The organism is Acidicapsa ligni (genome assembly GCF_025685655.1).
GTDB classification, from domain to species: Bacteria; Acidobacteriota; Terriglobia; order Terriglobales; family Acidobacteriaceae; genus Acidicapsa; species Acidicapsa ligni.
The window spans coordinates 368,330-381,436 of sequence record NZ_JAGSYG010000002.1; the positions used below are offsets into that span (position 1 = coordinate 368,330).

10 protein-coding genes are annotated in these 13,107 nt (G+C 57.1%); 8 read left to right on the top strand and 2 right to left on the bottom strand.

What is annotated here, in order from left to right; all coding sequences use genetic code 11:
• Positions 1 to 36: 36 nt before the first annotated feature.
• Positions 37 to 630: a hypothetical protein gene (locus tag OHL19_RS07875; RefSeq protein WP_263357093.1), complete on the bottom strand. Its 594-nt coding sequence runs from the start codon at positions 628 to 630 to the stop codon at positions 37 to 39.
• A gap of 392 nt (positions 631 to 1,022) precedes the next feature.
• Entirely contained in the window at positions 1,023 to 1,469 is a 447-nt protein-coding gene (locus OHL19_RS07880; protein WP_263357094.1) for a hypothetical protein, read from the bottom strand.
• Positions 1,470 to 1,958: 489 nt separating this feature from the next.
• On the opposite strand from OHL19_RS07880, the gene murC reads away from it, so the two are divergent.
• The 8 genes from murC (at position 1,959) to OHL19_RS07920 (ending at position 12,963) form a co-directional block, all read left to right on the top strand.
• On the top strand, positions 1,959 to 3,341 hold the full coding sequence (murC, locus tag OHL19_RS07885) for a UDP-N-acetylmuramate--L-alanine ligase (RefSeq protein ID WP_263357095.1): 1,383 nt from the start codon (positions 1,959 to 1,961) through the stop codon (positions 3,339 to 3,341).
• A 110-nt stretch (positions 3,342 to 3,451) separates the two neighbouring features.
• Positions 3,452 to 4,870: a cell division protein FtsQ/DivIB gene (locus OHL19_RS07890; protein WP_263357096.1), complete on the top strand. Its 1,419-nt coding sequence runs from the start codon at positions 3,452 to 3,454 to the stop codon at positions 4,868 to 4,870.
• A gap of 15 nt (positions 4,871 to 4,885) precedes the next feature.
• On the top strand, positions 4,886 to 6,094 hold the full coding sequence (gene ftsA, locus OHL19_RS07895) for a cell division protein FtsA (protein WP_263357097.1): 1,209 nt from the start codon (positions 4,886 to 4,888) through the stop codon (positions 6,092 to 6,094).
• A 69-nt stretch (positions 6,095 to 6,163) separates the two neighbouring features.
• Positions 6,164 to 7,660 carry a cell division protein FtsZ gene (gene ftsZ, locus OHL19_RS07900; protein ID WP_263357630.1) on the top strand — a complete coding sequence of 499 codons (1,497 nt, stop codon included), beginning with the start codon at positions 6,164 to 6,166 and terminating at the stop codon, positions 7,658 to 7,660.
• A 304-nt stretch (positions 7,661 to 7,964) separates the two neighbouring features.
• Positions 7,965 to 9,299 carry a penicillin-binding transpeptidase domain-containing protein gene (locus tag OHL19_RS07905; protein WP_263357098.1) on the top strand — a complete coding sequence of 445 codons (1,335 nt, stop codon included), beginning with the start codon at positions 7,965 to 7,967 and terminating at the stop codon, positions 9,297 to 9,299.
• Between the two features lie 36 nt (positions 9,300 to 9,335).
• Complete coding sequence (locus OHL19_RS07910) at positions 9,336 to 10,130, top strand: phenylalanine 4-monooxygenase (protein ID WP_263357099.1); 795 nt, start codon at positions 9,336 to 9,338, stop codon at positions 10,128 to 10,130.
• A 115-nt stretch (positions 10,131 to 10,245) separates the two neighbouring features.
• Positions 10,246 to 11,202, top strand: a complete 957-nt coding sequence (locus tag OHL19_RS07915) for a VTT domain-containing protein (RefSeq protein ID WP_263357100.1) — start codon at positions 10,246 to 10,248, stop codon at positions 11,200 to 11,202.
• Positions 11,203 to 11,325: 123 nt separating this feature from the next.
• Positions 11,326 to 12,963, top strand: coding sequence for a UbiD family decarboxylase (locus OHL19_RS07920; RefSeq protein WP_263357101.1), 1,638 nt, complete (start codon positions 11,326 to 11,328; stop codon positions 12,961 to 12,963).
• The last annotated feature ends 144 nt before the right edge of the window (positions 12,964 to 13,107 follow it).

Sequence of the window (13,107 nt, forward strand, 5' to 3'; positions counted from 1 at the left end):
TATTGCTGTATTGCACGTTACAGGTATAGCAGGATCTTACCGGTGACCGCCGCCACCATGGCCACCACCGCCACCGTGACCGCCGCCAAATCCACCACCGGCATGGCCGCCACTGAATCCGCCAGCATGACCGCCGCTGAATCCACCACGTGCACCACTGTACCCGCGTGCTCCACCGGCATAACCACGACCAGCATAGCCGCCGCGTCCAGCGTATCCACCACGTCCACCGTATGCGCCGCGACCGTAGCCGTATCCACCACGCCCGTAACCGCCACGTCCGTAGCCATAACCGCCGCGACCGTAGCCGAATCCACGCCCATAGCCCCAACCGCGGCCATAACCATAACGACCATAGCCGTAGCCCCATCCAAAGCCATACCAGGGGCCGACACCCAGGAAGAGGCCGTCGTTAAACCAGCCTGCTCCGTAGTAGCCGTAAGGTGCGCAGGAGTAAGGGTAATCAGAGTAGTAGCCGTACGAACAGTCCGGCGGACCATAAGCGTAGGGGACCGGGGCAATCACCGGACCAATCCCTACACCGACGAAGACGCGAGCCTGTGCCTGTGGAGCCAGCGAAACAACCGCTGCCAAGACCGCTGCGACCAAAATCAAGCGAAGATTCCGCATTGTAGACCTCCAGGTGCTTACCGTTTCTCTCGACGCTTGCGGGATCGGGGTTCCGGTCAGCTTGCGCTGTTTTCAGCGCTTCTGATGTATTGAACGCTCTTTTTGCAAGGAAGTTGCGGTGATCCGGGAGAATCTTGAAAACGGAAGAATCCGGAAAATCGCAATTCATGGCAAAGCCGCATTCCTACATTTCGGTTAGATGCAGGCATGACGGGATGAGTGCAAAAACAAGATCAGCGAGCATTGAGAAAATACAAAATAAAAGCGGCTCCTCCCTTGTTGAGTGGAGGAGCCGCTTATCAGAACGCCAAAGCCATTTGTTGATGGTCAGGATTTGCTGCCCTGGGGAGAGGAAAACAAGTCAGGACTGCAAGTCGGGGGCATTCGGACTTTTATCGACGACGCTGGTGGCCGCCTTCGAAGTGACCGCCTCCGAATCCGCGCCCGCCGCGATCATTTCCCCGATTGTCGCCCCGATTGTCCCGATGATCGTTTCCCCGGGCAAATCCGCGCCCAGCTTCAGCGCGTCCGCGGTCGTAGCCAACTGGCTCTCTGCCGTAATCTCCTCTGCCACGATCAAAGCCGTAGCCTCCTCCGTAACTTATTCGGCGATCAAGGCCCGGGCGTCCACGGAAGATCCATGCTCCGGGAACCCAATAGCCGGCATTGTAATAACCGGCAGTCCAGACGTATCCGTCTCCAGGGCAGGCGGGAACATAGCTTTCGCCGAAACCGTCCTGGATCCCAAGCGGGGCTGCATTGGCGGCAACTGCTCCCGCCCCAAGTGTTGCTGCAATCAGAGTCAATCCGAGCATCGCATTCCGCAAAGTATTTTTCATGGCAACTATCCTCTATCCTGGCGTTCTTTTGCCTCGGACTAGCTCGCCTTCGTGGGTAACTTGTCTACCGCTGTTACCCTCGGTCCGCCCTTCATGTACAGTGCAAACACCACGTTTAAAAAAGGTTGCGGATAACTCGACCAACTTGAGAAAAATAAATATGCGCAACTTTTGTAAGTAAAACGAGTTGCTCTTCGCATAGGTTGATCCTCGCATCGATTGTGTTTTGACTTACTCACGCAGCCTGCAAAGTTATAGCTTTTCGAAAAGTCTCCATACCTATAAGACAAGTATCTGTAACCATAAAACCTCGCAAATTTGTGCAACCTCGATCTCCCGCGGATTGAACACGATACAAAATGTCATAGTGTTCCACGTGAAACAATTCAAGGTTTGCCCGTGTAACATGCCTGTTTTTGCGGCAGGATTCGAATGGTGCATTGCAGCACAATTCATCGATGCCCAGAGTGTTAACCTAAGCCTTCGCGCATGTTTATTCAAAAGCAACACGTTCACTTCATAGGCATTGGCGGTATCGGCATGAGCGGCATCGCCGAGATTCTGCTCACATTGGGAATGCGCGTCTCCGGCTCAGATCAACGCCGCAGCCCCATTACAGATCGTCTCGCACAGATGGGCGCAGTGGTCTACGAAGGTCACGCAACCGGGCATATCGGCGACGCGTCTGTCGTGGTGACGAGCTCAGCCGTCAGCGCCAGCAATCCTGAGGTCGTCGAAGCGCGAGCGCGTAAGACGCCGGTTATCCAGCGCGCCGAAATGCTGGCGGAGTTGATGCGTCTGAAATACGGAATCGCCGTTGCCGGAATGCATGGAAAAACGACGACGACTTCGATGGTTTCCTCGGTTTTGGCTGCCGGTGGACTCGATCCGACGGTCGTTGTCGGAGGTCGCGTCGATGCCCTAGGCTCGAATGCTCGCCTCGGCAGCTCTCAGTATCTGGTCGCCGAAGCGGATGAAAGCGACCGCTCGTTTCTGAAGCTGTCGCCGATTTTGGCTATCGTGACGAATCTCGACCGAGAACATATGGATTGCTACCGCGATATGTCCGACGTGGAAACAGCGTTTCTTTCCTTTATGGACAGGGTGCCGTTTTATGGCGCGGTTACGGCCTGCATCGACAATCCTCTGCTGGCGGGGATTGTGCCGCGTGCGCAGAGGCGTGTTTTCACTTACGGAATTGCGTCGGAGGCCGATTATCGACTGGAGGTTTTAACCGCGGCTTCCGCTGGGAACGGTGGCGGGTTCGCGCGATTCCAGGTGCATACGGCGAGAGGGCCGCTGGGACCGTTTGAGTTGCGGGTGCCGGGACGGCACAACATCCTGAATGCTACGGCGGCGGTGGCGATTGCCTGCCAGCTTGATGTTTCTGCAGAGAAGATTGCCGAGGGGCTTGCGAATTTTCGCGGTGTCGATCGGCGTTTTCAGTTGCGGGGCAAGTCTGGAGGAGTTGCGGTGGTGGATGATTATGGGCACCATCCTACGGAGATTTCAGCCACGCTGGCCGCTGCTCGGGAGTGTGGCTACGCGAAGATTCATGTGGTCTTCCAGCCGCATCGATATTCGCGAACCCGGGATCTGCTTACCGAGTTTGGGACGGCGTTTTCTCTGGCGGATTCCGTGACAGTGCTGCCGATTTATGCGGCAAGTGAGGATCCGATTACGGGGATTACCGGCGAACTGCTGGTGGCGCGAATGCGGGATACTGCGGCGAGCTTTGCTGCCGATTTTCCAAGCGCGGTTGCGCAGGTGGTGGCGGTTGCCCGTCCGGGAGATTTGATTCTGACCCTGGGGGCTGGAAATGTCAGCCAACTCGGGCCGATGATTCTGGCGGCGCTGGAGATCGCGGCCTAGTCAGGCTACGGGCTGACGGTAATGTCCTGTTTGGAGCCGATCCGGGTGGAGTTTGTCGCAGGGCGTGGCCCGAGCGCTGGACTTAACCGGATTGTAGGACTTAACAGGGAGTGCAGGGCGTAACCGGGTGGGTTCCTTCGGGAAGATGGGGCGGAGTTCCTGGGCGCTGGTTCGCTGCGCAACGCTATAGTGGAATCTGGCGATTCTCACGACCTGGCTCGGGCGTGACGACGAATAGCTATAAAAGTCGAACGACGTTGTGGGATGACGAAGATCCCGCTGGCTCCCCTGCGCCTCAGGTAAGGGGTGCGTGGCGGGCTCCGTCAGCCGTCCTCGCTGGTGAGCGGGGAGGTCGGCGTGCGGTTGTGGCTGCTCCTCCTATGGATGAGGAAGAAGACGCACCGATTCCGCGGCGCACGAATTTCTACGCCTCGAAGACTCACTGGTGGCGACCGCGTACCAACTTTGGCCGAATCGTGTTGGGTACGGGTGTGTTCATCGGGGCATGTGCCTTGATTGCAGGCTGGGCGGCTGGGCGGCATTTTGTGACGCGCGACGCGCATTTCCGCATTCCTGGTGTATCCAGCATCGAATCAACTGGCCTGAGCGAAGTGAATCGGACGGATGTGCTGCCGGTGTTTGGTGCGGATATTGGCCGGAACATCTTCTTTGTCCCATTGCAGCAGCGGCGTAAGGAGCTTGAGGCGATCCCGTGGGTGAAGCAGGCGACCGTCATGCGATTTTTGCCCGATCGCCTGAGCGTGAGCATTCTGGAGCGGACGCCTGTTGCGTTTGTGCGGCAGGGTCAGCAGGTTGAGCTGGCGGATGCGGATGGTGTGATTCTGGATATGCCACCGGCTATGATGGCGCAACATCATTACTCGTTTCCAGTGGTGACAGGGATCGATAGCCAGGACTCGCTGGCGGCGCGGCGGACGCGGATGGCTGTCTATCAGCGCTTTGTTGCCGAGATGGATCAGAACAATCAGCACATGTCGCAGCAGGTTTCGGAGATCGATCTTTCCGACCCCGAGGATTTGCGGGCGACGATGCCGGAGCAGGGGACGGATATTCTGGCTCACTTTGGCGAGGACAAGTTTCAGGAGCGGATGCAGACGTATAAGGCGCATATTGCGGAGTGGCGGCAGCGTTATCCGAAATTGATTGGCGTGGATCTGCGGTATAGCGGAAAGGTTCCGCTGGAGATGGCTTCGGATGTTCCTGGTGCGGAGACGGCGACGGATGGCCCGGCTAAGCCAGCTATTCCTGTTCCTGCGGCGGCAAAGATTGCGAAGTTGCCAGTGAATAAGGCTGCCGCCAGCAAGATAACGGAAAACAGGATAACGGAAAATAAGCCGGTCGAAAACAAGAAGGTAAAGGGCTCCACTCCGTCGCAGGTTTTAGCTGTCAGGAGGGCGACCGAGGCAAAGAAGCGGGCAGCAAAGTTGAAGGCTGAACGGCTGAGATTGGCTCGACAGAAGGCGCATGCGGCTAATCAGAAGCCAGCGGCAAGCGGCGCGAAGGGATAGGGGACGTAAGAACGTATGAGTCAGAAACAGGAAAATCTGATTGTCGTCCTTGATGTGGGCAGCGCCTATACGCGGGTGTTGGCGGCGGACCTGAATGAGGGGGCGCTCCGCTATCGTGCGCACTCCGTGGTGGAGTCTGCGGGGATGCGCAAGGGATTGATCGCGGAGCTTGGTCCGGCGGCTCGGGTGGTGAAGTCGGCCAGCGACCAGGCGGAGCGCACGGTTCGCGTGAATATCGATGAGTGCGTAGTGGGTGTCGGTGGTCCGAATGTGATGGGTGTGAACACCACGGCGGGGCTGAATTTTGGCGCGAAGATGCGCGAGATCAGCCGCGACGATGTGAGTGCCGCAGTGGAGCGGGCACGCGGAGTTTCGCTTCCTCCGGATCGCGAAATTTTGCATTTGCTGACGAGGCAGTTTGTGCTGGATGAGCAGCCGGGGATTCATGACCCTGTGGGCATGGTTGGCAGCCGGCTTGAGGTGGATCTGCATATGTCCACGTGCTCGGGGAGCGCGCAACAGAGCATTATTACCTGCGCGAACCGTGCCGGGCTGGAAGTGACAGATACGGTGTTTGAGGCGATTGCCGCGGCTGAGGCTACGCTGACTGCAGATGAGCGCGAACTGGGCGTCTGCGTGCTGGATATTGGTGCGCATTCAACTGAGTTGGTGGTGTTTTTTGAAGGGGCTGTGGCACATACGGGGAGCATCCCGTTTGGCGGGCAGCACTTTACGAACGATCTGGCGGTTGTGTTGCAGATGCCGGTGGCGCATGCGGAGCAGCTCAAGTTGCGTCATGGACATGCGGTGGTGACGGCGGTTCCGCAGTTGGATGAGATTGAGATTCGCAATCCGAATCCGACGATGATCCGGCATCGGATGGTGGCTGAGATTCTGGAGCCGCGGGCGCGAGAGCTATTTGACATGGTGCGGCGCAGTTTGCGCGATGGCGGAGTGTTGGGTGCTCTGGGCGCGGGGTGCGTGCTTACGGGCGGTGCATCGACACTGCCAGGGCTGCTGGATGTGACGGAAAGCATTCTGCATGTGCGAGCGCGGATTGGACATCCGGTGCAGTTGTCGAGGATGCCGAGTGAGTTGACGCATCCGGCGTATGCCACGCTTGTTGGGATGCTGCTGTACGCGCATCGCAAGAGGGTTACGAAGACCGCGGAAAACAATAGTCTGCGTGCGAAGTTGCGCGCTATTTTTGCAGCCAGTTTGTAGTATCAGTATTGACAGGGGACGGAGGCAACTTTGATGGAACCAACGATGGATCCAATGGAGCGGGCGGGGATGATTCAGCCTGAGGCGGGCGAGACTGAGGCGATTCGAATTCAGTTTCACGATGAGGTTCCGCATGGAGCGCGCATCAAGGTGATCGGCGTGGGCGGCGGCGGTGGAAACGCTGTGAATCGCATGATTTCTGCCGGGGTTGAAGGTGTTGAGTTTATTACGGCCAACACGGATGTTCAGGCGCTGAAGTTATCGCAGGCTCCGGTGAAGTTGCAGCTTGGGGTGCGGCTGACTTCCGGGCTGGGCGCGGGCGCGAATCCGGATGTGGGCAGGCGTGCGGCATTGGAAGATTCGGACAAGATCATCGAGGCGCTTGAAGGCGCGGACATGGTGTTCGTCACGGCTGGCCTGGGTGGAGGCACGGGTACGGGCGCGGCTCCGGTGATTGCTTCGCTGGCCAGCGAGATGGGGATTTTGACTGTCGCTGTGGTCACACGGCCTTTTGCCTTTGAGGGCAAGCGGCGCTTGCAGCAGGCGGAGCGTGGAATGGCTGAGCTGCTGGAGTCGGTGGACACGATGATCGTGATCCCGAATGAAAAGCTGCTGGCGGTGGCCAAGGATGCCGGGTTCTTTGAGAGCTTCAGGATTGCGGACGATGTGCTGCGGCAGGGCGTGCAGGGCATTTCGGACATTATTACGATTCCGGGTATCATCAATCGCGATTTTGCCGATGTAAAGACCACGATGGCCGGTATGGGGCACGCGGTGATGGGCACGGCGGTTCGTTCGGGTGAGAATCGGGCGATCGAGGCGGCCCAGGCGGCGATGGCTTCTCCAATGCTGGAAGAGGGCGCAATCGACGGGGCGCGCGGGATTTTGATCAACATTACGGGATCGAGTTCGCTGAAGCTTTCTGAGGTGAATGCAGCCTCTTCGCTGATCCAGACATCGGCACATGAGGATGCAAATATTATCTTTGGCGCGGTACTGGACGAGAAGATGGGCGAGGAAGTGAAGATTACCGTGATTGCTACGGGCTTCCGCGACCAGATGCCGGAACGGCGTTCGCGCATGCTGGATGTGGCGTCGACGCCGGTGGTTTCGGTGCCTGTGGTAGCTCCGGATCATTGGATGAAGGAAGCAAATCCGGATGCGTTTCGGGCTCCGCTTCGATTTATGAGTGAGGCTGAGGAATCGATTGAGCCTGCGGCTGGCTCCGAGACGCTTGCTTCGTATGTGCCTCAGGTTCAATCGGTTGCGACCGAAGCGACTCCGATGTACAAGGCCGAACCGGCGATTGCCGAGGTGACTCTGCATGAAGCGGAGATGATTACGGAATTTGTACCGCAGCCGCCTCGATTTGCAGAGCTGGCTGAAGCTCCGGCGTATGCACCGTTGCCACGGGATTATCCGACGGACATGCGGGCTTTTTCAGGAGCCGGTGAAGCGGGCCGAATGCCAAGCGCGGGATCTGCGATCTTTGCCCAGCCGGAAGAGTCGGAGCACCAGGATCTGGATGTGCCTGCGTTTTTGAGACGGGGACAGTTTCAAGACTGATGTTTTCCAACTTGGATCAAGTTGGATTGGAATGAAAAATTGAACTGAAAAGAGGATTGCGCTCGTGATGCTTCCTCTATAAAGTTCGTTTAAGCCTGAAAGTGGGTTTGTTAAGTCCAACAGAACGTGGCGAGAAGTCCGCGCATGTACAGGATTTAATTGTGAAGGTTTGTTAAGCTGGTATTGGCAAAGGAATCAACCCTTCGCAATTTTTAAACAGGCAGTACACCGCCCCCGGCAATGATGAGCACGCATGGAACGCCTGCCGCGGACGAGAATTTGGATTTCAAGGATGTTGTCCCGGATGAAAAAACTTCTCTCGTGCGTTGCCTTTGCGGCCATGGTTTGTGGCGTAGTTCCCGGCTCACTTCGGATGGCGTCCGCAGTGGATGTGCCGAGGAATGTTCATCATGCCCGGACGACTCATGCTCATATTGTTGAGCGTCATGGCGTTCATGGGACATCGGCGCATCGGGTGGCAGGAAGTACTGCGGCGGGACACGCGAAGACGGCACATCTATCGGCACATGCTGGTACTCGGGGAGTTGCGACGGTGGTGGGTACCGGCCGTCGTGGACGCGTGCGCCGGACGACTTTGAGTGTTCGCGGGCATCGCTCATACGAGCGGTTTACTGCCAGTTCGTTTTCCAATACCCAGGGCGATGGCGACATTACGGCAGGGGAAGACCCGACGATTCGCGCGGCTGCGATTGAAGCGCTGGGCAATATGAACGGCACGGCGGTGGTGATCAATCCTGCGAACGGTCGGATTCTGGCGATGGTGAACCAGAAGCTGGCTCTGTCTCCGGGAGCGGAGCCTTGCTCGACGATCAAGCTGACGGTGGGAATGGCCGCGTTGTCAGAGGGGTTGGTTACTCGGAATACGCCGGTGAATCTGGGCGGCTTTCGAATGAACCTGACCGAGGCGCTGGCACACTCGAACAATCTTTATTTTGAAGAGATGGGCAGGGAACTGGGCTTTGAGCGCGTACGGCACTATGCGACGCAGTTTGGCCTGGGAGAACTGGCGGGATACGACATTTCCGGCGAGCAGTTGGGAACTTATCCGGATCACGAACTACCCGCGAAAGAAGGCGGCGTGGGCAGGATGTGCAGCTTTGGGCAGGGCGTCTCGATGACTCCGCTGCAACTGGGCGCGTTTGTGGCTTCGATTGCTAATGGCGGGACGCTTTATTACTTACAGCATCCCACCACGCAGGCGGCAATCGCTAGTTTTATTCCGAAGATCAAGCGGACGCTGGATATCGCCCGGTTTATTCCCGAGATGCAGGATGGCATGGCGGGCGCGGTTGAGTATGGAACGGCGCGACGTCTTCGTGTGAACTTCCACGAGTTGCCGGTCTTTGGAAAAACGGGAACGTGCTCGAACAACGGAACGCGTTTTGGCTGGTTCGCTTCCTATTCTGACTCGCCGATGGGTAGCCTTGTCACGGTGTTCTTCCTGGAGGGCGGTCGTCCGGTGTTTGGGCCACGAGCTGCTGAGCTTACCGGGGTCTTCTATCGTAGCCTTTGGGACAAGAACTATTTCGTAGACAAGGGCACTGGACCGGTACAGGCACAGACTTATGAGCTGCCGACACGCACTCGGGAGTCAGTCCAGACGACAGGCAAGTTCTAGATTCCTCAACGTTGATGCACGTACTTCTCGATCGCTATGGCCGCAACTATCTCAGACGCAACTATCTCCGAACTGATTTCTGAATCGTCGTCTACATCCTTTGCACCCTACCTGATTGAGCAGGATTACGCGGCTTACACGCAGGATGAGCATGAGGTATGGGCTGAGCTGGTTTCTCGGCGCATGCCACAGCTTGCGGATCATGCCGCGGAAGAATACCTCGATGGATTTTCGAGCCTGGGGCTGCGCTCGGACCGATTGCCAAATCTGAATGAGATCAGCCAACGGCTGCGTTCGCGGACGGGTTGGAGCACGGTTCCGGTGAGTGGATTTATGCCTGGACCGGCGTTCTTTGCGATGCTGGCGGGAAGACAGTTTCCTACGACAACGTGGCTGAGGAAGCGGGATTCACTCGAATACACGCCGGAACCGGATATCTTCCACGATGTGTTTGGCCATGTGCCGATGCATGCGCATCCGGTTTTTGCGGATTTTCTGGCGCACTATGGGGAGCTTTGCGCGGGAATTGAGAGCGAGGCTGTTCTGGAGCGCGTGGGGCGGCTGTTCTGGTACACGGTAGAGTTTGGCCTGATTCGCCAGAAGGGCCGGGTCAAGGTGTATGGCAGCGGGCTGATCAGCTCGAACGGCGAATGCACCAACGTGCTGGAAGGCAGGTGCGAGGTTCGCGACTTCAGCGTGGAAGCGGTGCTGAATGCGCCGGTGCAGGTGGACCAGATGCACACCGCCCTATTTGCGATTGAGAGCTTTGAGCAAATTTATGAGGCGTTGCAGCAGGTGTCGAATGATATTGCCGCAGGCCGAATTGCTTAGCTTTTGATGATATCTACACGTTCGGTAGATTAGTGAACCGGTAATTTGAACTCAGCATCCTATATAGACCCACAAGCGATTACACTGGGTGCTGCACGAAAACTGGGGCCTCACTATGGCATTGCCTACCACGATTCTTCTCACTTACGGGTATCTGCTGCTTTTTGGATGTGTCTTCCTGGAGCAGATCGGTTTGCCGCTGCCGGCGACGCCGATACTTCTGGCTGCCGGGGCGCTTTCGGCAACAGAGCACATGAGTTTTGGGCTGGCGCTGCTTGCGGGGGTTGTGGCTTGCCTGATTGCGGACTCTGCGTGGTTCTATTTCGGCAAGCAGTTTGGGCATGTCGTGTTGCGGGTGCTGTGTAAGTTTTCATTGGAGTCGTCGACCTGTGTGCGGCGCACACATGACTCCTTTGGCAAGCGGGGCGAGTATACGCTGCTGTTTGCTAAGTTTGTGCCGGGGCTTTCGGTTGTGGCTCCTCCGGTGGCTGGACAGACCGGGATGCCGTTCCAGCGCTTTCTGATTTTCGATACAGCCGGCTCGGTGATCTTTATTGGTTCGCTTCTGCTGACGGGACGACTTTTTGGCAATCTGCTCACTCGCGATCCCCGTGTACTGAACTGGGCGGGGCATTTTGGCGGAGCGCTGCTGATTCTGGCCATACTGGGTTTCCTGGCTTCGCGCATCTATCGGCGGCAGAGCTACATGAAGAAGCTGCGGACGGCACGGTTGGAGCCCCAGACGCTGAAGCAGATGCTGGATGCGGGCGAGCCGGTTTACATTGTGGATCTGCGGCATCCTCTGGAGTTTGTGCCTGATCCGTTCACGCTGCCGGGAGCGCACCAGTTTTCTCCAGATCTACTTACGTTGCAGAGTGCACAGATTCCGACGGACAGGGATATTGTGCTGTTTTGTACCTGCCCCAGCGAGGCCACGGCGGCCAAGACTGCGATGACACTGCATAAGCTGGGTGTGGATCGGGTGAGGCCTCTGCGTGGCGGATATGACGAGTGGAAGCGGCTCGGTTATCCGTTGGATGCGATTGAGATGGCCATTCCAGTGCATAACTGAGACGGACCGAAACGGGTTGAGACGAATTGATAGACGTGTGCGCTTCGCGCAGCTTGTCCGGTTCCCAGTCGCGACCGATACACTGACATTGGTGCTGTTGGATTTGCACCGGGAGCAATGTCAGTGGCCTATAACGATCTTCGCGAATGGATTGCAGCGCTTGATAAAGCTGGCGAGCTGAAGCGCATCAAGGAGCCGGTTTCTCCGCGGCTTGAAATTGCAGAAATTACGGATCGCGCTTCAAAGGCGGGTAGTGGATCGCGCTCGGTACCGGGTGCGAAAGGCTATGCGCCTGGCGGACCTGCGTTGCTGTTTGAAAACATCGTTGGGCATCCTGGGCATCGTGTGTTCATCAACCAGTTTGGCTCGGAGCGGCGGATGGCGATGTCGCTGGGTGTGGACCGACTGGAGCAGATTGCAGAGCGCATTCATGGGCTGATGAATTTGAAGGCTCCTGAAGGACTGCTCGACAAACTAAAGATGTTGCCGCAGATTGGGGAGCTGGCGAAGATGTTTCCCAGGACTGTTGCGGCGAAGGATGCGCCTTGCAAGCAGGTGATTCTGCGCGAGAATTTTAACTTGCTGGATTTTCCTGTGCTGACTTGCTGGCCGCATGACGGTGGACCGTTCATTACGCTGCCGTGTGTGCACACGCGGGACCCGCGCAATGGCAAACGTAATATCGGCATGTACCGGATGCAGGTGTATGACGGGCAGACGACAGGCATGCATTGGCAGCGGCAGAAGGTAGCGGCGGAGCATTATCGTGAGGCGCTGCGCGGTGCGGCTGCTGCGAATGCGGAGACGGACCCAAAGGCGGCGCGTGTGGCGGCTATGGCGGAGTCTTCAGGTGGGGCTTATGCCGTGCCTGCGGGCGCGGTGGGAGGATTGCCGCAGGTAAGTTTCGGCAATTTGAAGGGCTCGCGGATGGAAGTTGCGGTAGCTATTGGGACTGATCCTGCGACTACATTTTCTGCGATTGTTCCTGCACCGCCGGATATTGAGGAGTTCATGATTGCGGGGTTCCTGCGGGGCAAGCCTGTTGACGTTGTGAAGTGCGAGACTGTTGATCTTGAGGTGCCCGCGCAGTCGGAAATCGTGCTGGAAGGATACGTGGAATTAGGCGAGCTGCGAACGGAGGGTCCGTTTGGCGACCACACTGGTTTTTACACGATGCAGGATGAATATCCGGTCTTCCACATTACATGTATCACGCATCGCAAAGACCCGATTTATGCGGCAACGATTGTGGGCAAGCCTCCGATGGAGGATGCCTGGATGGGCAAGGCCGTGGAGCGGATTTTTCTACCAATGATGAAGATGACGATCCCGGAGATTATCGACATCAATCTGCCTCCTGAGGGTGTTTTTCATAACTTGATGATTATTTCGATTCGCAAGAGTTATCCGGGACAGGCGCGGAAAGTTATGTCGGCTATCTGGTCGCTGGGGCAGGCGATGTTTACGAAATGCGTTGTAGTTGTCGATGAGGATTGCGACGTGCAGGATCTCGGCGAAGTTACTCTGCGGGTGACGAATAACATCGATCCGGAGCGGGATATTCAGTTCACGATGGGGCCCATTGATTCGCTGGATCATGCTTCGCGACTGCCTAACTATGGGTCGAAGATGGGCATCGATGCTACGCGGAAGTGGAAGGCAGAGGGCTTTGATCGTCCGTGGCCGGCGATGCTGGAGATGGATCGGACGACAAAGGCAAAGGTCGATTCGATCTGGGTGAAGCTGGGGATTGATCGCTAAAGCATTTCTCCTATCGGTGTACTCTGCGTAGCGGTTGATTGCGTGGCTTTTCATCAGGAAAAGCCACGCTTCGCGAGTCCCGGATAGTGCATTGCAATAAGAGAAATGCTCTAAGCAGAAGATGTTGATGTTGCAGTAGAATCG

What these genes read in the sequence shown, in the direction of transcription:
- OHL19_RS07875 (WP_263357093.1), bottom strand. Translation starts at nt 630, where the DNA reads ATGCGGAATCTTCGCTTGATTTTGGTCGCAGCGGTCTTGGCAGCGGTT.
- OHL19_RS07905 (WP_263357098.1), top strand. Translation starts at nt 7,965, where the DNA reads ATGAAAAAACTTCTCTCGTGCGTTGCCTTTGCGGCCATGGTTTGTGGC.
- OHL19_RS07915 (WP_263357100.1), top strand. Translation starts at nt 10,246, where the DNA reads ATGGCATTGCCTACCACGATTCTTCTCACTTACGGGTATCTGCTGCTT.
- ftsA (WP_263357097.1), top strand. Translation starts at nt 4,886, where the DNA reads ATGAGTCAGAAACAGGAAAATCTGATTGTCGTCCTTGATGTGGGCAGC.
- ftsZ (WP_263357630.1), top strand. Translation starts at nt 6,164, where the DNA reads ATGATTCAGCCTGAGGCGGGCGAGACTGAGGCGATTCGAATTCAGTTT.
- murC (WP_263357095.1), top strand. Translation starts at nt 1,959, where the DNA reads ATGTTTATTCAAAAGCAACACGTTCACTTCATAGGCATTGGCGGTATC.
- OHL19_RS07910 (WP_263357099.1), top strand. Translation starts at nt 9,336, where the DNA reads ATGGCCGCAACTATCTCAGACGCAACTATCTCCGAACTGATTTCTGAA.
- OHL19_RS07880 (WP_263357094.1), bottom strand. Translation starts at nt 1,469, where the DNA reads ATGAAAAATACTTTGCGGAATGCGATGCTCGGATTGACTCTGATTGCA.